This is a genomic window from Streptomyces scopuliridis, assembly GCF_042790125.1.
GTDB classification, from domain to species: domain Bacteria; phylum Actinomycetota; class Actinomycetes; order Streptomycetales; family Streptomycetaceae; genus Streptomyces; species Streptomyces scopuliridis_A.
In genome coordinates, this window is the sequence record NZ_JBHTZS010000034.1 from 20,418 (window position 1) to 40,481 (window position 20,064).

Sequence of the window (20,064 nt, forward strand, 5' to 3'; positions counted from 1 at the left end):
CCTCTAAAAGGGAGGCGGCATGTCCTGTGGGCCGCGGTTCGCCGGGCCGCGGCCCGACAGCACCTCGCCGTACGCCTGCATCAGATCGGGCAGCCGCAGCGTGGCCAGATCGTCGCGGGTCGGCGTACCGCTGTAGCCGGAGAGCCGAAGATCGCGGTACGCGCAGCTCTTCTCGTACAGCGTCCGGACGAACCGGCCGTTGCCCAGTTCGTCGATCCATCCCTGGTCGACCACATGCCCGCTGATCGAGCGCAGCTCGTCCGCGGCTTCCTCGTCCCAGACGTCGCCGTTCTCGGCGGCCAGTACGCCACCGATCGCGGTCAGTTCCAGCGGCCGGTAGCTGGGGAAGTCGACCCGGCTGGTGAAGCGCGAGGAGAGGCCCGGATTGGTGGCGAGCAGCCGGTCCATGCCCTCCGGGTAGCCGGCCAGGATGACCACGAGGTGGTCGCGGTTGTCCTCGGCGCGCTTCAGCAGCACCTGAAGGGCCTCGTCGCCGTACGCGTCGCCCTTGCTGTAGCCCGAGTTGGAGAGGCTGTACGCCTCGTCGACGAAGAGCACCCCGCCGATCGCCGAGTCGATCAGCTCATTCGCCTTGACGGCGGTCTGGCCCAGGAACTCGCCCACCAGATCGGCCCGCTGCGCCTCGACCAGATGGTCCCCGCCGAGCAGCCCCAGGGCATAGAAGATCCGGCCGAGAATCCGGGCCACGGTGGTCTTGCCGGTGCCGGAGGGACCCGAGAAGACAAAGTGACGTTTCGGCGGCTGGACGGGCAGCCCCTGGCCGGCCCGCAGCCGCGCCATGTGCAGCTGTGCCGTCGCCGCCTTGACCTGCCGTTTCACCGGCTCCAGACCGACCATCCGCTCCAGCTCGGCGAGGGCCTCGGCGAGCAGCGCCGGATCGGTCGGGCCGTCCGGGAAGCGAGGCGGAGCGGGTGACACGGGCGGCGGGGCCTTCTCCCGTACGCCTTCGGGCGGCGGGGGCGGGGTGACACCGCCCAGCTGGGGCTGGGCGTCGTTGCCGAGCCGTACGTCGGAGCCGGCCGAGCCCTCCGGCTCGCCCCCGGACTCCGCCGCGCCCGCCGTGTCCGCCACGTCCTGGCCGAGCCCCGCACGCGCGACCGAGGCGATCCCCACCGGGTCGTCCGGTCCTTCGTACCCGTCGGAATCGGTGATCGCGGCGAGCCGGGCCGCGGTGTCCATGAACGCGGGATCCAGCCGGTGCACGGCCCGGTAGAGGGGCAGCGCGGCGGCGCTGCGTCCGGTGCCCTCATGGGCGCGGGCCAGCCAGTACCGCAGCTCCTTGCGCTGCGGCTGCTCGCTGCGGCAGCGCATCAGCGCGGTGGACAGCAGCGGCTCAGCCTGTCCGTACATCTCCAGCCGCACCCGCGCCATCCCGCCGAAGAGACCGGCCTCGATCCCCAGCAGCGGATCATGGACGAGCGGTTCGGTGTGGCGCACCAACTGGTCCCAGTCCTTGACCAGATAGGCGCGGCAGGCGTGCAGGAAGCGCACCTGCGGATCGGCGTCCACCGGCGGCAGACCCGCGAGGGCCCGGTCCAGCTCCGGCACATGGCGGCCGTCCAGCCAGTGCGAGGCATGGGCGAGCAGCAGATCGCGTCCGCTCTCCAGCACCGGCTGCACCCACCAGCCGAGCCAGTACCAGGAGTTGAGGGTACGGCGGTGGCGGGAGCGCTGCTCGCCGAAGCGGTCGCGGTGGCGGTACATGCGCAGCAGGGCGGTGGTGGTGTCGACGCGCAGCGCGTGCAGCCCGAGCCAGCCGTCGGCCATCCCGGGATCGAGCCGTACGGCGGCCCTGAACTCCTCCTCGGCCTGGGGGTAGGCCCCCATCGTGTAGGCGTCCACACCGCGCACCCAGGCGAGGTCGGCCGGGGCTTGCGTGCCCTGCGTGCCGATATCCATCAGGTCCCCCACAAACCGTGCCCCCGGAATGTCCCGCCGGGCGGGCGCCCGCCGGCAGCGTGCCGAACCACCTTGTCGCGGACGGGAATTGACCGCACCGAGAGGCATCGTACCTGCGCAGAGGGTGTGCGACTAAGGGCACCGCAGCGTGGGCGGAGCAGTGACCCAGGGTGAGCGCGGGAGGGGTACGGCACGGGGGAGGGGGCGGCGAGCAGGTGCTAAGGGCAGAACGAAGCCCCCGATCACGGGGGAACAACCGGGGGCTTCGCGTCTGCGGCGGCTCCGAAAAGCCGCACATTAAGAACGTAAGACCTGTCCTGCCCCTCGGTCAAGCCGAGTTGGACACTCTCCCGGGGTCGATTTCCGACTGCTCAGTATGGAGGCGAAACCCGATCACCCTGTGTGACGGTCTGGTCCGTCCTCGCGGTCGTCAGGGGCCCCGTGCGTATCACGTACCCCACCTGTCGCTCGGTTACCAGGGCATCGGCGAAGGGCCGCGAGGGGTCCGCCGCGAAATGGCGTGTCTCCGCCGTCGTCCACGCGTCCCAGAAGGAGGACTGGCCGGGCCCGTCGCGCCGGCGGCCCCGCTCCCAGGACTCCTCCGCGCCCCGGTCCATCCAGAACAGCCGGGCGAGATACGGCCGCAGCGCCCGCCGCCCGGCCCCCACGCCCTCGATGATCACCACGGGGGCGGCCGGCAGCGGACGCGGGGCGGTGAACCGCCGCAGCGTCCAGTCGTACGGCGCGTAGTGCGCGCTCGCGCCGCGCGAGAGCGGCTCGATGACCTGCGTGGTCAGCCGCTCCACCCACGCGAAGAGCTGCTCGTGGCTCGCCAGGTCGTCGAGCCGCAGTACGGGCGCTCCGGTCAGCTCCGCCGACAGTCGCGTCGCGAAGGTGCTCTTGCCGGAGCCCGCGTGCCCGTCGACCGCGATCAGCCGCACGGGACCGCAGGAGGGCGGCAGGCCGCGCAGCGCAGCGGCGGATTCGGTGAGGTCGTTCATCCGCCCCACCCTACGAGGCCGCGCCCCACGCGACCGGGCGTGGTCGGGACCTCTTCGCCGCCGCAGGTCACGCCACTGGTGAAGACCAATATTGGTGGGCCGACGCGGGCCGAATCGCTGGCAGAGGCCCACCGCGAACCGCGATAGTGGACGACTGTCGAGCAGCCGTCACCTCTCCGCGCTCTCCCATGTCCCGACCGTCCCGACCGTTCTCCCCACGCTCTCTTCCCCGTTCTCTCCGCCTTCGACCGGAGGTTCCCATGACCAGCCCCACCTCGCGCAGAACCGTGCTGGCCGCCGCGCTCGCGGCCGTCGCGGGTACCGGAGCGGCGGGCGCGGTACCGGCCGCCGCCGCTTCCGCCCCGACGCGGGACCCGGCCCCCGCCTCACCCCCCTCAACGGCTCCCACGGGGGCGAACCCTCTCGTGGACAACGCGTTCTGGACCTCGTACGCGGACTGGCGCGCCGGTACCGCGAAGGGCACCCGCGCGGTGCCCGGTGCCCGGCCCTCGCTCGTGATCGGCACCCCGGCCGGCCGTACGGACTACGCCGATCCGCACACCGGTACGACCACCACCTGGGAGTACGGGACCTGGACCTCACCCCTGCACCGCTCGAAGGTCCCCGCCACCGAGGTGATCGCCTCCTGGAACGCACGCACCCCGGCCGGCACCTGGCTCCAGATCGAACTGCGCGGCCAGTACGCCGACGGCACCGCGACACCCTGGTACGTGATGGGCCGCTGGACCGCGGGCGACGGCGAGGGCGACATCCGGCGTACGTCCGTCGACGGCCAGACCGATGGACGCAGCAGCATCTGGACCGACACCTTCTCGGTGGACGACGCGGCCGGCGGGCTGCGCCTCGCCTCGTACCGGCTGCGGCTCACCCTCTACCGCAGGCCGGGCAGCACGCTGTCGCCCGCGGTGCACCGGGTGGGCGCGATGGCCTCCGACGTCCCGGACCGGTTCACCGTCCCGGCGTCCACACCGGGGCTCGCCCGTGAGCTGATCGTGCCGCGCTACTCGCAGAACATCCATGTCGGGCAGTACCCCGAGTACGACAACGGCGGCGAGGCCTGGTGCAGCCCCACCTCCTCGCAGATGATCATCGAGTACTGGGGGCGCCGGCCCACCGCCGAGGATCTCGCGTGGGTGAACCCGGACTTCGCCGACCCGCAGGTCTGCCACGCGGCCCGGTTCACCTACGACTACCAGTACAAGGGCTGTGGCAACTGGCCGTTCAACGCGGCGTACGCCACCACCTACCGGGACATGAGCGCGGCCGTGACCCGGCTGGGCTCGCTCACCGACGTGGAGACCCTTATCCGCGCCGGGATCCCCGTGATCACCTCGCAGTCCTTCCTCAAGGAGGAGCTGACGGGGGCGGGTTACGGCACCTCGGGCCATCTGATGACCGTCATCGGCTTCACGGCCGAGGGCGATGTGATCGCCAATGACCCCGCCTCGCCGGACAACCCCGCCGTACGCCGTGTCTACCGGCGCGCGGAATGGGAGACGATCTGGCTGCGTACCAAGCGGTACAACGCCTCCGGCAAGGTGGCCTCCGGCACGGGCGGCGTCTGCTACGTCTACTGGCCCGCCGAGCCGGACGCGGCCCAGCGCCGGGCCCTGCGGTCGGTGGGCCTGCTCTGACGCGTCCGTCCTCCCGGGCGGCCGGAGGGAACCGTCTCCTCCGGCCGCCCGCGGCGGCCCGGGACCGCTCTGCGATACTGCGGGCGATCGTGCGCAGACCGTGGCAGCCGGAGACCAGGACGCGAATGTGAATCGCAGTGAACAGCGTGGCAGCTCCGCACGCTCCCAGGCGCGGCGCTCCGAACTCATCGCGACCGGCCGGAAGTTGTTCGCCGACACTTCGTACGACGCGCTGTCGATGGATGACATCGCCCAGCACGCCGGGGTCGCCAAGGGACTGATCTACTACTACTTCAAGAACAAGCGCGGCTACTACCTCGCCGTCGTCGAGGACTCGGTCGCCGAACTCGTCTCGCTCGCCTCGGGCGGCGCCGAACTCCCGCGCACCCAGCGGGTACAGCGCACGGTCGAGGCGTATCTCCGCTTCGCCCAGTACAACGAGGCGGCGTACCGCACCATCATCACGGGCGGCGTCGGCTTCGACACCCAGGTCCAGGCGATCCGTGACGCCGTACGGACCGGGCTGGTCTCCACGGTCGCCCAGGGCGCGTACGGCCGCTCCGACATCCCGCCGATCGCCCGGCTCGCGCTGCTCGGCTGGCTCAGCAGCGTCGAGTGGCTCACGCTCGAATGGCTGGAGTACCAGCACGACCTGCCGAGGGAGATCCCGCGCGATCTGCTGGTACGGATGCTGCGCCACACGCTGAACACGATCGAGGAATTCACCCCGGAGTGCCCCGCGCCGCCGCCGGACCTCGACTGGCGCCCCTTCACCGGCCTCGACGGGGACCCCGCGTAAGTCGCCGGGGGCGGGGGCCGCTGAAGGCTCCCCGCCCCCGGCGGGCCGGTCGGCGCGATCCCGTCGCGCGGGCTCTAGTTGATCGACTTGATCAGCTCACCGTCGGTGGTGTCGCCGCTCAGCTCCCAGAAGAAGGTGCCGCCCAGCCCCTGCTGGTTCTTGTAGGCCATCTTCCCGGCGATGGTGGCCGGGGTGTCATAGCTCCACCACTGGCTGCCGCAGTAGGCGTACGCGGTGCCCCCGACCGTGCCGTTGGCCGGGCAGGAGGTCTTCAGGATCTTGTAGTCCTCGATGCCCGCCTCGTACTTGCCCGGCGCCGCGCCCGTCGCGCTGCCGCCCGGCTCCTTCTGTGTGACACCGGTCCAGCCGCGCCCGTAGAAGCCGATGCCCAGCAGCAGCTTCTCGGCCGGGACGCCGAGCCCCTTGAGCTTGGTGATGGCCGCGTCGGAGTTGAAGCCCTCGGCCGGGATGCCCGGGTAGGACGTGAGCGGCGAGTGCGGGGCGGTGGGGCCCTGCGCGGCGAACGCGCCGAAGAAGTCGTACGTCATCGGGTTGTACCAGTCGAGGTACTGCGCGGCGCCGGCGTAGTCGGCGGCGTCGATCTTCCCGCCGTCCGAGCCGTCGGCGGTGATGGCCGCCGTCACCAGGTCGGAACCGAACTCGGTACGCAGCGCGGAGGCCAGGTTCCTGAACGCGTCACGACCGCTCGTGTCGCAGGTCAGACCGCAGGCGTTGGGGTACTCCCAGTCGATGTCGATGCCGTCGAAGACATCGGCCCAGCGCGGGTCCTCGACCAGCGCGCGGCAGGACTGCGCGAACGCGGCCGGGTTCTTGGCCGCCTCGGTGAATCCACCGGACCAGGACCAGCCGCCGAAGGACCAGATCACCTTGAGATTCGGGTGCAGTGCCTTGAGCTTGCGCAGCTGGTTGAAGTTGCCGCGCAGCGGCTGGTCCCAGGTGTCGGCGACACCGTCGACGGATTGGTCGGCCGTGTACGCCTTCTCGTAGTCGGCGTAGGAGTCGCCGATCACGCACTTCCCGCCGGTGACATTGCCGAACGCGTAGTTGATATGCGTGAGTTTGGCGGCGGAGCCGGAGGTCTCGATGTTCTTGACGTGGTAATTCCGGTCGTAGACGCCCCAGTTGGTGAAGTAGCCGACCACCTTGCTTCCGGCCGCGGCCGTGGTGGTGGAGGTCTCGCCGGCGGACGCGCTGCCCGCTCCGGAGAGCAGGGTCACGCCGAGGACGGCGGTACACGCGGCGGCGATCAGCGCACGGAACCGGGCGCGGGGACGGTGGAGTCTGAGCACGGGATCTCCTCGTGGGGGAGGGAGAGCGCGAGTGGGGGGACAGCGAAGCCATGGCATTGACTTGGCATGAACGCGAAACGCGTTGAGGTGGACGTTAGAAGGACTAGACCACTGAGGTCAATGGTGCGGACCAAGTTCCGCCGTGCCCGTGGACTCTGCCCGCCGGTGACGAAAGACGCCCGATCGGGCATACTCAACGCGCCACAGTCGCTGGTCAGCCGCTTCCGCGATCCGGAGAGGCAGCATCGGCTGGGCACCACTGCCGTCCGGGGGCACCCCCGGACTCCAGCCGGCGGCGCCGCCATACCCTGCGCGCGCGACCGCCGTAGCGCCCGACAGGGAGGAGAGCGCCGCCATGCCCGACCGCGCCCCGCAACCGGTGGAACGCCAGCTGCCCACCGAGGAGTCCCAGGACCTCATCGCTCTCGTACGCGACATCATCCAGCGGGAGATCGCCCCCCGGGCGGCCGAGGAGGAGGACGCCGGGCACTTCCCGCGCGAACTCTTCGCCCTCCTTTCCGCGTCCGGACTGCTGGGCCTCCCCTACGACTCCGCCCACGGTGGCGGGGACCAGCCGTACGAGGTGTACCTCCAGGTACTCGAAGAACTCGCCGCCGCCCGGCTCACCGTCGGCCTCGGCGTCAGCGTCCACTCCCTCGCCTGCCACGCACTCGCCGGCTACGGAACGAAGGCCCAGCAGACCGAGTACCTGCCCGCCATGCTCGGCGGCGGCCTCCTCGGCGCCTACTGCCTCTCCGAGCCCGCCTCGGGCTCGGACGCGGCCTCGCTCCGCACCAGGGCCGTACGGGACGGTGACGACTGGGTCATCACCGGCACCAAGGCATGGATCACCCACGGCGGCATCGCCGACTTCTACACCGTGCTCGCCCGCACCGGCCAGGAGGGCGCCCGGGGCATCACGGCCTTCCTCGTCCCCGGCGACGCCGCCGGACTGAACGCGGCGCCTCCCGAGAAGAAGATGGGCATGAAGGGCTCGCCCACCGCCCAACTCCACTTCGACGGCGTACGGGTGGCCGACGACCGCCGCATCGGCGACGAGGGCCAGGGCTTCGCCATCGCGCTCTCCGCCCTCGACTCGGGCCGCCTCGGCATCGCCGCCTGCGCCATCGGACTGGCCCAGGCGGCCCTGGACGAAGCCGTCGGATACGCCACGGGGCGGCGGCAGTTCGGCAGACCCATCGCGGACTTCCAGGGCCTGCGCTTCCTGCTCGCCGACATGGCCACCAGGATCGAGGCCGGCCGCGCGCTCTACCTCGCCGCCGCCCGGCTGCGCGACACGGGCCGCCCGTTCTCCCAACAGGCCGCCATGGCCAAGCTGTTCTGCACGGACGCCGCGATGCAGGTCACCATCGACGCGGTGCAGGTACTCGGCGGCTACGGCTACACCGCGGACTTCCCGGCGGAGCGCTACATGCGCGAGGCGAAGGTGCTCCAGATCGTCGAGGGCACCAACCAGATCCAGCGCATGGTGATCGCCCGCCACTTGGCGGGCCCGGAAACCCGCTGAACGCCCCGGCGCCGCACGCTGACGGACCGTCAGCGTGCGGCGCCGGGGTATTTACGCCGCGTGCCGCTGAAGGGCGGGCACCTTGAACGGCCGTGACCCGGGACCGCCGACATGCGAGAACGGCTGCGTCCGCCAGTCGAGCCCCTGCGGCAGCGTCAGCAGCAGGGCGGTGTCCTGCTCCTGAGCCTCGGACGACGCGTCGGCGGCCGGAGCCTCCGACGCCGAACGGCCCGTACCGGCACACACCGAGAGCACGAACGGGTTCCACGGGGAGGGGCACAGCGCGTGCTCCGGCAGGACATCCTCGTCCGCCAGCAACGCGATTGGCTGCGCACAGTCCGGGCAGACGACCCGGTACATCTCGAAGGTGTCGTAGAAGTCGAGCTCGTCGGCGTCGACGAGTTCAACGGGCTCCGGTTCGATACGTCCGGCGCGCTTCAGGCTCTGCATGGAGACATTCCCCCTCGGGTGGGCCGACCAGGCACTTGTGGTCTCGACCACAGCAAGCAATTCCCGTCGCGCGAGCCAGGTAACCGTAAGGTCTCGACGGACCCGCCCAGAGGCCTGTGGTCTTCGTCACACGACCCCTCGTGGGCGCCTTCGGCTCACTCCCGACTGTGCTGGAAGCGGCCCGGGGCAATAGGTTGATCCGCATGGAGGAGCTGGATCGTCAGATCGTGGAATTGCTTGTCAAGGACGGCCGGATGAGCTACACCGACCTGGGCAAGGCCACCGGCCTGTCCACCTCGGCGGTGCATCAGCGGGTACGCCGACTGGAGCAGCGCGGTGTCATCCGCGGCTACGCCGCGGTGGTCGACCCGGAGGAGGTCGGCCTCCCCCTCACCGCGTTCATCTCGGTCAAACCCTTCGACCCCAGCGCCCCCGACGACATCGCGGACCGGCTCGCCGACATCCCCGAGATCGAGGCGTGCCACAGCGTGGCGGGCGACGAGAACTACATCCTCAAGGTCCGCGTGGCGACCCCCCTGGCCCTGGAGCACCTGCTCACCCGCATCCGCAGCCTGGCCGGAGTCTCCACCCGCACCACGGTCGTGCTCTCCACCGCGTACGAGTCCCGCCCCCCGACCCTCTGACGCGCGGGGCCCGCTTCGCCGCCGCAGGTCCCGGGCCCCGGCACCACAACGCACCCCGCGTCCCCCGCCGGACGGCGACCCGCGCGACACTGTCCACATGAACAACCGCACCACCCTCCTCCGTCGCGGCGAAGTCCACAGCCCCGCCGACCCCTTCGCCACCGCCATGGTCGTGGAACGCGGCCATATCGCCTGGGTGGGTTCCGAGGGCGCCGCCGACTCCTTCGCCTCCGGGGTCGACGAGGTCATCGACCTCGAAGGCGCGCTCGTCACCCCCGCGTTCACCGACGCCCATGTCCACACCACCGCCACCGGCCTCGCCCTCACCGGTCTCGATCTCTCCGGCGCCCGGACCCTGCCGGAGGCGCTGAAGCTCGTACGGGACCACCGCACCGCACACCCCGGCGACCGGATCCTGCTCGGCCACGGCTGGGACTCCGCCCGCTGGCCCGAGCAGCGGCCCCCGTCCCGCGCCGAGCTCGACGACGCGGCCGGCGGCCGGCCGCTCTATCTGACGCGGATCGACGTGCACTCCGCGGTCGTGACGACCGCCCTGCTCGAACTGGTCCCCGGCGTCACCTCACTGACCGGCTACCACCCGGACGCGCCGCTGACGGCCGCCGCCCACCACGCCGTGCGCGCGGCCGCCCACGGGTCCGTCAGCGCACGCCAGCGCACCGAGGCGCAGCGCGCGGCCCGCGCCAGGGCCGCCTCGCTCGGCATCGGCGCGCTCCACGAGTGCGGCGGGCCGGAGATCTCCGACGAGGAGGACTTCACCGCGCTGCTGCGACTGGCCGAGGACGAGCCCGGACCGCGCGTCCACGGCTACTGGGCCGAACGGATCACCGACGAGAAGGGCGCCCGCCGCGTCCAGGAGCTGGGCGCCGTAGGGGCCGCGGGTGATCTCTTCGTCGACGGCTCGCTGGGCTCCCACACGGCCGCCCTGCACGAGCCCTACGCCGACGCCGCCCACACCGGTACCGCCCAGCTCGACGCCGCCGCCGTCGCGGCCCATGTCGCCCTCTGCACCGAGGCCGGACTCCAGGCCGGTTTCCACGCCATCGGCGACGCCGCGATCAGCACCGTCGTCGAGGGCGTACGCGCCGCCGCCGAGCGGCTGGGCCTGGCCCGTATCAGAGGAGCCAGGCACCGTATCGAGCACGCCGAGATGCTCACCCCCGCGACCATCGCCGCCTTCGCCGAACTGGGCCTCACCGCCTCCGTACAGCCCGTCTTCGACGCGCTCTGGGGCGGCGCCGACGGTATGTACGCCCAGCGGCTCGGCGCCGACCGCGCCCGTACCCTCAATCCGTACGCCGCGCTGCTGCGCGCCGGGGTGCCGCTGGCCTTCGGCTCCGACAGCCCGGTCACCCCGCTGGACCCCTGGGGCACCGTCAGGGCCGCCGCCTTCCACCGCACTCCCGACCACCGGATCTCGGTACGGGCGGCCTTCACCGCCCACACCCGGGGCGGCCGGCGGGCCATGGGCCGTGACGACGCCGGTACGCTCGTGCCCGGCGCCCCCGCCGACTACGCCGTGTGGCGTACGGAGGAGCTGGTGGTCCAGGCACCCGACGACCGGGTGGCCCGCTGGTCCACCGATCCGCGCTCGGGGACACCGGGTCTGCCGGATCTGACGCCCGGCCGCCCGCTGCCCGAATGCCTGCGGACCGTCGTCTCGGGACAAACGGTCTTCCTGCGACCGAACGAGTGACGTACGGACATTTCGTGCCGCGGCCCGATGCCCGCCGCCCTCTGCCGCGACCTGCGGATCTTCCCCACTGACCTGCTGATTCGGGTCAACGCCGCAGGTCAAACGACTATTGACAGTAAGCAGCCACCGGCGGGTAGGTTCGGCCGGGTCCACCACAGGACGTCCGTCCGGCAGCCTCCACGCAGTCGTCGAACGCCACTGGGTCATGGGGCGGTGTGCCGCACCGGCGCACCACCACTGGGAGCCAGGTCCAGCAGTCGCGTCTCGGGGGCGAGGGAAGGTTTCAGCCGTTCGGCAGGTGCGACCCCGGATGGGGCCCGGCGTTCAGTAGACAACGGCTTTCGGTCGACCCGCAGCCAGCGGGTCCCAGGTCGGCCCGAAGGACGCCGGGTCCCGATCCGCAGTACACGTTTCTCTCCGTTTCCCCCTGTTCTCCTCCGGTTTCCCCGCGCCGGTATGTGTTCCGTAACAAGATCTCCGGTTCCGTCCGTCATCTCCGGACATCACTGCCCATCCCCACCGACACAGGGTCACCACGGTGGTCGTCGGCCATGGCGTGCTCGCTAAGCTGGGGCACCTGCGTACGGCGATTAAGGGGCAGCAGTGAACGACGGTGGCCAGAGGCGGTACGGCCCGCTCGGTACAGCCTTGGTGATCATCCCGACCTTCAACGAGGCCGAGAACATCAGGACCATCGTCACCCGCGTGCGCGCCGCGGTGCCGGAGGCCGACATCCTCATCGCCGACGACAACAGCCCCGACGGCACCGGCAAGATCGCCGATGAACTGGCCGCCGAGGACAGTCAGGTCAAGGTCCTGCACCGCAGGGGCAAGGAGGGCCTCGGCGCCGCCTATCTGGCCGGCTTCCGCTGGGGGATCGCGCACGACTACGGCGTCCTCGTCGAGATGGACGCCGACGGCTCCCATCAGCCCGAGGAACTGCCCCGGCTGCTGACCGCGCTCAAGGGCGCCGATCTGGTGCTGGGTTCGCGCTGGGTGCCGGGCGGACGGGTCGTCAACTGGCCCAGGACCCGCGAGCTGATCTCCCGTGGCGGCAGCACGTACTCCCGTGTTCTGCTCGGCGTCCCGATCCGCGATGTCACCGGCGGCTACCGGGCGTTCCGCAGGGAGACCCTGGAGCGGCTCGGCCTCGACGCCGTCTCCTCCCAGGGCTACTGCTTCCAGGTCGATCTGGCCCGGCGGGCCGTCGAGGCGGGCTGTCATGTGGTCGAGGTGCCCATCACCTTCGTCGAACGCGAACTCGGCGACTCCAAGATGAGCAAGGACATCCTCGTCGAGGCCCTGTGGCGGGTCACGGCCTGGGGCGTCGAGTCCCGGACCAACCGACTGCTGGGCCGCAAGTCCACCGGGCGCACCGGAACCGGGCCTGCCGGAACCGGCCCTGCCGGAACCGGGTCGAACGGAACCGGATCTGCCGGATCCGCTTGATCATTCCGCTCGCCCCCATACGCCATCCGGACGCGTCCCCAGGCACACTGGAACCATGACGACCGCGCACTCGCCCCGGACCGTTCCCAAGCGCTCTCGCGCCCGCACCCTCATCCCACTGGGCATCGCCGCCTGGCTCGTGCTGGAGATCTGGCTGCTGATCCTGGTGGCCGATGTCGCGGGCGGGCTGACCGTCCTGCTGCTGCTCGTCGGCGCGGTCGTGCTCGGCGCGGTGGTCATCAAGAGCGCCGGCCGCCGCGCCTTCCGCAATCTCACCGAGACCGTGCAACGGCAGCAGCAGCGACAGCCGGGCGAGGTGCCCGGGACCGAGCCCGGCACCGGCAGCACCGGCAACGGCTTCCTGATGCTCGGCGGCCTGCTGATCATGCTGCCGGGGCTGATCACCGACGTACTGGGGCTGCTTCTGCTCATCCCGCCGGTACGGATGGCCCTCGGCCGGTACGCGGAGCGGTCGTTGGAGCGGCGGATGCGCCAGGCGGCCGTGCCCGGCAGTCTCGGCGACGCCTTCCAGCAGGCCCGGATGCGCCGGCCGGACGGCAAGGTGGTCCAGGGCGAGGTCATCAAGCACGACGACGAGCCGCGGACCGGCCACCACCCCGGGGACGAGGGTCCTCGCCCGCCGCTCACCCCGTGAGCCCGCCCTGCCGGTACCGGTGCCCACCGGTACCGGCAGGGGACAGCGAAGCCGCGGGCCGCGTCACATATGGGATGTGACGCGGCCCGCGGCTTCGGTGCTGTTCGCTTGTCGTGTGCGGTGGTTACGCGGTCAGGCGGACTTCCGGCTGTCCCGCGGATGCACGGCGATGTTCATGGCGCCGGAGCGCAGGACGGCCAGCCTCTCGGCCAGCACCTCCTCCAGCTCCTCGCGGGTGCGCCGCTCCATGAGCATGTCCCAGTGCGTGCGCGCAGGCTTGCCCTTCTTCTCTTCGGGGCCATCCCCGTCCACCAGGAGTGCCTGGGCGCCACACGCCTTGCACTCCCACTCCGGCGGAATTTCCGCCTCTACCGAGAACGGCATCTCAAATCGATGGCCGTTCTGGCATGCGTACTCCACCGCCTGGCGCGGGGCCAGATCGATGCCGCGGTCCGTCTCGTAGCTGGTAACCACAAGTCGCGTGCCGCGGAGAGCTCGCTCACTCATGAATCGTGCCTCCCGGGCTTGTCGCCCACAGGACAGGTGTCGCTGTCGTCGTCATCCGGTCAACGTCCGGTCGGCGGTAAAGATTCCCGTTCCGGGTCATGCGTCGCCCGTCTGTGCCGCTGGTCATTCCAGGATTGCGTACCCGCCGACGCCCGGTTTGTCACATCTAACGGGAGATGTCACCCAGCGTTTTCGTTTCCCGACTACGCAGTAACGGTCCGCCTGGCAGGCCAAACGCGTACACTACCGCCCTTTGACTTCAACGTCTAAATCCGTTCCGGTACGGGGTTGCCCGCGGCGGCGATCGCGCGGCGTACCGGTACCCGCGCCAGCAGGACGAAACCGAGCGCGAAGAAGACCACCAGCGAGATGATCGCATCCCGGTAGCTCCCGGTCAGCTGGAACGCGAGCCCGAACACCAGCGGGCCCAGCCAGCTCAGGCCGCGGTCGCTCATCTCGTACGCGGAGAAGTACTCGGCCTCCTTGCCGCTGGGCACCAGATGCGAGAAGAGCGAGCGGGAGAGCGCCTGGCTGCCGCCCAGGACCAGCCCGATCGCCGCCGCCAGCGCGTAGAACGCGACCGGCGCCCCGGACGGGAGGAAATACCCCGCCCCGAGGATGAGCGTCCAGACGGCGAGCGAGCCGAGAATCGTCCGCTTGGCCCCGTAGGACCTGGCCATTCGGCCCATACCCAGTGCGCCGGCCACCGCGAGTATCTGCACCAGCAGCACGGCGGTGATCAGGGTCGTCTGGTCCAGGCCCAGTTCCTCGGAGCCATAGACCGACGCCTGCGAGATCACCGTCTGTATGCCGTCGTTGTAGAGGAGATAGGCGAGCAGGAAGTACAGCGTCAGCGGATGGCGGCGCATGTCCCGCAGCGTCGCGATCAGCTGCCGCCAGCCGGTGCCGACCGCGCCCGCGCCGTCCCGTACCACCCGGCGGTCGCGCAGCCGGCGCAGCGGGACGAGCGTGAAGGCGCCCCACCAGACACCGGCCGAGGCCAGACAGATCCGTACGGCCATCGACTCCGAGACGCCGAACGAGTCATGCCCGGTGTAGAGCACGAGATTGAGGACGAGCACCAGCGCGCCCGAGGTGTAGCCGAACGCCCAGCCGCGCGAGGAGACGGCGTCACGCTCCTCGGGCCCGGCGATCTGCGGCAGATACGCGTTGTAGAGCACCATCGAGACCGCCAGTGAGGCGTTCGCCACGATCAGCAGCAACGCGCCCAGCAGATAGCGGTCACCGTCCAGGAAGAACATGCCCGCCGTGGCGCCGGCCCCCAGATACGCGGCGAGCGCGAGCAGCGGCTTCTTGCGTCCCGAGCGGTCGGCGGCGGCGCCGACCAGCGGCATCACCACCACCGCCACCACGATGGAGACGGAGACCGTGTACGCGAACACCGAGCCCGCGCGGATGGGTACGCCCAGCGGACGGACGAAGCCGTCCGCGTCGGCCGCCGCCTTCGCCACCGACGTCAGATAGGGGCCGAGGAAGACGGTGAGCACGCTCGTCGAGTAGACGGAGCAGGCGAAGTCGTAGAAGTACCAGCCGCGCTGCTCGCGTCTGCGCTCCGACGCCCCCTCGGCCGGACCGTCGGCACGGTCCACGGTGTCAGCGGTCACCGGTGCTTCCTCGCTCTCCCCGTAGCTTCGCCCAGCTTCCCCGGCGCACGCCGCGCCCGGTCAATGCCAGGCTCCCCGCGCGGTCAACACCGAGCGCAGCGTCTCCAGTTGATCAGTCATGATGCCATCCACACCGAGATCGAGGAGCGCCCCCATCCGATCCGCATCGTTGACCGTCCAGACATGCACCTGGAGGCCGCGCGCGTGCGCCGTCCGTACGAAGCGCTCGTCGACCACCCGGACGCCGTTCTGGGTCTCGGGGACCTGGGCGCAGACGGCGCCCGGCCGGACGGGGGCCGGGATGCCGTACGAGCGCAGCCGCAGGCCCAGCACGCCCCGTACCCCGTACGAGGTGGCGAGCCGGGGGCCCGCGAGACGGGCCGCGCCGGCCACCCGGGCCTCGGAGAAGGAGCCCACACAGACCCGGTCCCAGCTGTCGGTCCTGCGGATCAGCTCGACCAGCGGCAGCTGGGCGGGGGCGGCCTTGATGTCCACGTTCCAGCGCGCGTCGGGGAACTCTTCGAGCAGCTCCTCGAAGAGCGGCAGCGGCTCGGTCCCCGCCACCCTCGCCCGGCGCACGTCCTTCCAGGACAGGTCGGCGATCCGGCCGCGGGCGTCGGTCACCCGGTCCAGCGTCGAGTCGTGGAAGGCGACGAGCCGGCCGTCCGCGGTGGCGTGCACATCGGTCTCGAAGTAGCGGTATCCGAGCCCGGCGGCGCGGCGGAACGCGGCGGCGGTGTTCTCCAGGCCGTCCGCCGTGCCGCCGCGATGGGCGAACGCGATCGGGGCCGGCCGGTCCAGATAGGGGTGGGGTACGCGAGTCATCGCCGCAGTATGGCCTGCCCCGGTGACCCGGTGGCGACCACCGTGCTGCCGTTGTCCGCCGCCGGGATGGCGAAGACGCGCAGGAACAGCTGGGCGAGCGGGCCGATGGCCAGGGCGTAGGCGACCGTCCCGATGCCCACCGATCCGCCGAGAACGAAGCCGGTGACGACGACCGCCACCTCGATCCCCGTACGGACGAGCCGGACCGAGCGGCCGGTCAGCCGGTGCAGCCCGGTCATCAGCCCGTCGCGCGGCCCCGGGCCGAACCGGGCCGCGATATAGAGCCCGGTGGCCACGCCGTTGAGCACGATGCCTGCGATCAGCAGCGGGATACGGACGCCCAGCCCGTGGCCTTCGGGGACGAGGGCGAGCGCGGCGTCCATGGCGATGCCGACCACGAAGACATTGGAGACCGTGCCGAGCCCGGGGCGCTGTCTGATCGGTATCCAGAGCAGCAGCACGACAGCGCCGACGATGATCGAGACGACGCCCATCGTCAGTCCGGTCAGCTCCGCGAGACCCTGGTGCAGCACACCCCATGGCTCCAGACCGAGGCCGCCGCGTACCAGCAGCGCCGCGCTGGCCCCGTACAGCGCGAGTCCCGCGTACAGCTGGACCAGCCGCCGCGTGAGATGTGGACCCCGGAGACCGGAGGTGATGGACATGGTGGTGCCCCCTGATGCGATGGTGGACTGGTACGTGACACTCTGTGGCGGGGTGGCAGATGCCAACCATGGCCAATTCGGGGAAGGTGGACTGATTTCCATGGCTCAGTGGACTTCTGCCGTTGGCGCGGCTCAGCTCGCCCGGCAGCTCAAGACCCAGCAGCGCGGGCCCGCCGGACCCGGCACCCGCAGACCGCCCGCCTACCGGGCCCTCGCCGACGGCATCCGGCTGCTCGTCCTCGAAGGCCGCGTCCCCGTCGCGGCCCGGCTGCCCGCCGAGCGCGAACTCGCGCTCGCCCTGACCGTGAGCCGTACGACGGTGGCCGCCGCGTACGAGGCGCTGCGCGCGGAAGGGTTCCTGGAGTCCCGGCGGGGCGCGGGCAGCTGGACGGCCGTACCGGCGGGCAATCCGCTGCCCGCGCGCGGTCTGGAGCCGCTGCCGCCCGAGTCGCTGGGGTCGATGATCGACCTCGGCACCGCCGCGCTGCCGGCCCCCGAGCCCTGGCTCACCCGGGGCGTCCAGGGCGCGCTGGAGGAGCTGGCGCCGTACGCGCACACCCATGGCGACTACCCGGCCGGGCTGCCCGCGCTGCGGCAGCTGCTCGCCGGCCGCTACACCGAGCGCGGCATCCCGACCATGCCGGAGCAGATCATGGTCACCACCGGCGCGATGGGGGCGATCGACGCGATCTGCCATCTCTTCGCGGGCCGTGGCGAGCGGATCGCGGTGGAGTCGCCGTCGTACGCCAACATCCTCCAGCTGATGCGGGAGGCGGGCGCGCGGCTGGTGCCCGTCGCCATGGCGGAGGGGCTGGCCGGCTGGGACCTCGGGCGCTGGCGTCAGGTGCTCAGGGAGGCGGCCCCCCGGCTCGCCTACGTCGTCGCCGACTTCCACAATCCGACGGGCGCGCTGGCCGACGAGGACCAGCGGCGGCAGCTGGTCGACGCCGCGCGGTCGGCGGGCACGGTCCTGGTCGTCGACGAGACGATGTCCGAACTGCGGCTGGACGCGGATCTCCCGATGCCGAGGCGGGTCTGCGCGTTCGACCCGGCGGGCAGCACGGTCATCACGGTCGGTTCGGCCAGCAAGGCGTTCTGGGCGGGGATGCGGATCGGGTGGGTGCGCGCCGCGCCGGATGTCATCAGGTCGCTGGTCTCCGCGCGCGCGTACGCCGACATGGGCACGCCGGTGCTGGAGCAGCTCGCCGTCAATTGGCTGATGCGGAACGGCGGCTGGGAGGAGGCCGTCGCCCTGCGCAGGGCCCAGGCGCGCGAGAACCGCGACGCGCTGGTGGCGGCGGTACGTGAACAGCTGCCCGGCTGGGAGTTCGAGGTGCCGGGCGGCGGGCTGACCCTGTGGGTGCGGACCGGCGGACTGTCCGGATCCCGCCTGGCCGAGGTCGGCGAACGGGTCGGCGTACGGGTGCCGTCCGGGCCGCGCTTCGGGGTCGACGGGGCGTTCGAGGGATACGTACGGCTGCCGTTCACGGTGGGCGGCCCGGTCGCCGTCGAGGCGGCGGCCCGGCTGGCGGCGGCGGCGCGGCTCGTGGAGACCGGGGCGAGCACGGGCACGGACGCACCGCGCACCTTCGTCGCCTAGGGCCTCTCGGCTGCTCGTCGGCCGCGTCAGCCCTCGGCGGGTACGACGGCGCCGACCGGCCCCGGAGCGGGGACCGGCGCGCGGCCGGGGTCGCGCTCCTGGTCGGGGACCGACGGCGCCGCGGTCCGCTCCACCGCGCCGCGGTCCTTGTCGCGGTCCTCGTCGGGCGCCGCGACCGCCGGGTGACGCTCCGGAAGAAGTCCGAGGACGGCGCGGCGGTGCGCCTCGCCCGTCCCGTCGTCGTACGGGTCGGGCGTCGCCGGGACCTGGAGCCTGAGCACCGGTCCGGTGCCGAGCCGCGCGTACCCCCGGCCGGGCGGGACGTCCGCCGGGGGTGTGGTGCGCGGCGGCGCGCCCAGCACCGCTTCCAGCTGCGCGGGCGCGGCGGCCCCGAGGACGACCCGGGCGCGCGTGCAGGTGAGTACGGCCTCGCTGAGCGTGTCCAGGCTGTCCAACTGGTCGGCCACGACGACCGTCACATGCGCGGATCTGCCGTGCCGCAGCGGCACCTGGAGCAGCTCCTGCGGATCGGGCCGTCCCTCGGCGGCGGCCAGATGACCGAAGACGCTCGGCCGGTCCAGCAGGATCCACAGCGGGCGCCTGGTGTCCTCGGGCGCGGGACGGCCGGACTGTCCCGCCCGGTTGGCGGCGATCAGCCGGCGCTCCGTCTCGCTCGCGGCCCACTCCAGACCGGCCAGCGCCCCGGCCAGTCCGCACTCCACGGCCAGCACGCCGTTACGTCCGGCCAGACAGCTGAATTCCCCTGTTCCGCCGCCCTCCACGATCAGGATCTCGCCGTGCTGGACGGCCTGGAGCGCGAGCGAGCGCAGCAGGCTGGTGGCACCGCTGCCCGGCGGGCCCGTGACCAGGAGATGCGGTTCGGTGGAGCGCGGTCCCGTCCGCCAGAGCACCGGCGGCTCGTCCCGGCTCTCGCCGTCCGCCATGACCGGGACGGTGCGTCGCACCACCCCGTCGTCCGTGAAGCCGAGCAGGGTCTCGCCGGGGGCGGTGACGAAGGTCTGGGCGGCGATGGCCGTCGGCAGCGCGGGGAGCACGGTGACCGTGAGCTGGTTGGCCTCCTCCTCCCACTCGAAGAGGTACTCGCGCCCGCGCCCGCACTTGGCCTGGAGCAATTGCTCGATCCGCGCGCGCACATCGGGATCGCTGTCGGGGAAGTACGGGGGGTACCTCAGCTGGAGCCGGGTGAGCCGTCCGCCGGTGTCGAAGGCGTGGTCGTCGAACGCCGCACCCCACGCGCCGCCGTGGGCGTAGAGCGGATTCGGGTCTTCCGGTACGGCGAAGTACGGCACCAGCGCCTCGTAGAGGGACTGGAGCCGCTTCACCTCCGTGTCGTCGGGTCCGGTCGGTACGGGCGCGGTGTCGCGCCCCTTCCAGCCGGCCACGCCCATCAGCGCGATCAGACCGAGCAGCGGCCCGTACGGGATGAGCGCGACCACCAGAACGCAGGCCGCCACCACGAACAGCGCGGGACCGCGCCGGTCCTTCGGGGTGCCGGCCCACTTCTGGCGCGCGGCGGCGGCCAGCATCCGCAGACCGCGGGAGACCGTGATCAGCGGATGGAGAACATCGGTGGCGCTGTCGGCTGCCGTGCGGGCCAGCTCGCGACTGCGGGCGATCTGGGCGCTGCCGCTGGTCAGAATGCGGGGGAGTGGTCGCCGGGCCACGTCTGTCTCCTGATGGTGCGGAAGGGGGCGGG

The 20,064-nt window shown here is 71.6% G+C and carries 17 protein-coding genes; 8 read left to right on the forward strand and 9 right to left on the reverse strand.

The window, feature by feature from the left end; translation table 11 throughout:
* Positions 1–3: 3 nt before the first annotated feature.
* Entirely contained in the window at positions 4–1,920 is a 1,917-nt protein-coding gene (locus tag ACFRKB_RS33135; RefSeq protein ID WP_383110321.1) for an AAA family ATPase, read from the reverse strand.
* A 371-nt stretch (positions 1,921–2,291) separates the two neighbouring features.
* On the reverse strand, positions 2,292–2,921 hold the full coding sequence (locus tag ACFRKB_RS33140; protein ID WP_383110322.1) for a uridine kinase family protein: 630 nt from the start codon (positions 2,919–2,921) through the stop codon (positions 2,292–2,294).
* Between the two features lie 260 nt (positions 2,922–3,181).
* Between ACFRKB_RS33140 and ACFRKB_RS33145 the strand changes: the two genes are divergently transcribed.
* Positions 3,182–4,576: a peptidase C39 family protein gene (locus ACFRKB_RS33145; protein WP_383110323.1), complete on the forward strand. Its 1,395-nt coding sequence runs from the start codon at positions 3,182–3,184 to the stop codon at positions 4,574–4,576.
* 127 nt (positions 4,577–4,703) lie between these two features.
* On the forward strand, positions 4,704–5,375 hold the full coding sequence (locus ACFRKB_RS33150) for a TetR/AcrR family transcriptional regulator (RefSeq protein WP_383110324.1): 672 nt from the start codon (positions 4,704–4,706) through the stop codon (positions 5,373–5,375).
* 74 nt (positions 5,376–5,449) lie between these two features.
* Here ACFRKB_RS33150 and ACFRKB_RS33155 read toward each other — a convergent pair whose 3' ends face one another.
* Entirely contained in the window at positions 5,450–6,685 is a 1,236-nt protein-coding gene (locus tag ACFRKB_RS33155) for a glycoside hydrolase family 18 protein (protein ID WP_383110325.1), read from the reverse strand.
* A gap of 355 nt (positions 6,686–7,040) precedes the next feature.
* Between ACFRKB_RS33155 and ACFRKB_RS33160 the strand changes: the two genes are divergently transcribed.
* Entirely contained in the window at positions 7,041–8,213 is a 1,173-nt protein-coding gene (locus ACFRKB_RS33160; protein WP_383110326.1) for an acyl-CoA dehydrogenase family protein, read from the forward strand.
* A gap of 51 nt (positions 8,214–8,264) precedes the next feature.
* Here the strand turns inward: ACFRKB_RS33160 and ACFRKB_RS33165 are convergent, their stop codons facing one another.
* The gene (locus tag ACFRKB_RS33165; RefSeq protein ID WP_382527578.1) at positions 8,265–8,663 is read right to left on the reverse strand and encodes a hypothetical protein; all 399 of its coding nucleotides are present in this window, start codon (positions 8,661–8,663) and stop codon (positions 8,265–8,267) included.
* A gap of 203 nt (positions 8,664–8,866) precedes the next feature.
* Between ACFRKB_RS33165 and ACFRKB_RS33170 the strand changes: the two genes are divergently transcribed.
* The 4 genes from ACFRKB_RS33170 to fxsA all read left to right on the forward strand — a co-directional run bounded on the left by ACFRKB_RS33170 (position 8,867) and on the right by fxsA (position 13,125).
* Entirely contained in the window at positions 8,867–9,307 is a 441-nt protein-coding gene (locus ACFRKB_RS33170) for an Lrp/AsnC family transcriptional regulator (protein WP_365977271.1), read from the forward strand.
* A 97-nt stretch (positions 9,308–9,404) separates the two neighbouring features.
* The gene (locus ACFRKB_RS33175; protein ID WP_383110327.1) at positions 9,405–11,021 is read left to right on the forward strand and encodes an amidohydrolase; all 1,617 of its coding nucleotides are present in this window, start codon (positions 9,405–9,407) and stop codon (positions 11,019–11,021) included.
* Positions 11,022–11,624: 603 nt separating this feature from the next.
* Positions 11,625–12,470 carry a polyprenol monophosphomannose synthase gene (locus ACFRKB_RS33180; protein WP_383110328.1) on the forward strand — a complete coding sequence of 282 codons (846 nt, stop codon included), beginning with the start codon at positions 11,625–11,627 and terminating at the stop codon, positions 12,468–12,470.
* A 55-nt stretch (positions 12,471–12,525) separates the two neighbouring features.
* Positions 12,526–13,125 carry an FxsA family membrane protein gene (gene fxsA / locus ACFRKB_RS33185; protein WP_383110329.1) on the forward strand — a complete coding sequence of 200 codons (600 nt, stop codon included), beginning with the start codon at positions 12,526–12,528 and terminating at the stop codon, positions 13,123–13,125.
* Positions 13,126–13,257: 132 nt separating this feature from the next.
* Here fxsA and ACFRKB_RS33190 read toward each other — a convergent pair whose 3' ends face one another.
* The 4 genes from ACFRKB_RS33190 to yczE all read right to left on the reverse strand — a co-directional run bounded on the left by ACFRKB_RS33190 (position 13,258) and on the right by yczE (position 16,747).
* The gene (locus tag ACFRKB_RS33190; protein WP_003959706.1) at positions 13,258–13,632 is read right to left on the reverse strand and encodes an RNA polymerase-binding protein RbpA; all 375 of its coding nucleotides are present in this window, start codon (positions 13,630–13,632) and stop codon (positions 13,258–13,260) included.
* Positions 13,633–13,898: 266 nt separating this feature from the next.
* Entirely contained in the window at positions 13,899–15,257 is a 1,359-nt protein-coding gene (locus tag ACFRKB_RS33195; protein WP_383110330.1) for an MFS transporter, read from the reverse strand.
* A 60-nt stretch (positions 15,258–15,317) separates the two neighbouring features.
* On the reverse strand, positions 15,318–16,082 hold the full coding sequence (locus tag ACFRKB_RS33200; RefSeq protein WP_383110331.1) for a glycerophosphodiester phosphodiesterase: 765 nt from the start codon (positions 16,080–16,082) through the stop codon (positions 15,318–15,320).
* Complete coding sequence (gene yczE / locus ACFRKB_RS33205; RefSeq protein ID WP_383110332.1) at positions 16,079–16,747, reverse strand: membrane protein YczE; 669 nt, start codon at positions 16,745–16,747, stop codon at positions 16,079–16,081. Before yczE ends, ACFRKB_RS33200 begins: the two co-directional genes overlap by 4 nt.
* 100 nt (positions 16,748–16,847) lie before the next feature.
* Between yczE and ACFRKB_RS33210 the strand changes: the two genes are divergently transcribed.
* The gene (locus ACFRKB_RS33210; RefSeq protein ID WP_383110333.1) at positions 16,848–18,347 is read left to right on the forward strand and encodes an SCO1417 family PLP biosynthesis transcription factor; all 1,500 of its coding nucleotides are present in this window, start codon (positions 16,848–16,850) and stop codon (positions 18,345–18,347) included.
* Between the two features lie 26 nt (positions 18,348–18,373).
* Here the strand turns inward: ACFRKB_RS33210 and ACFRKB_RS33215 are convergent, their stop codons facing one another.
* The gene (locus ACFRKB_RS33215) at positions 18,374–20,032 is read right to left on the reverse strand and encodes a hypothetical protein (protein ID WP_383110334.1); all 1,659 of its coding nucleotides are present in this window, start codon (positions 20,030–20,032) and stop codon (positions 18,374–18,376) included.
* Positions 20,033–20,064 lie beyond the last annotated feature (32 nt).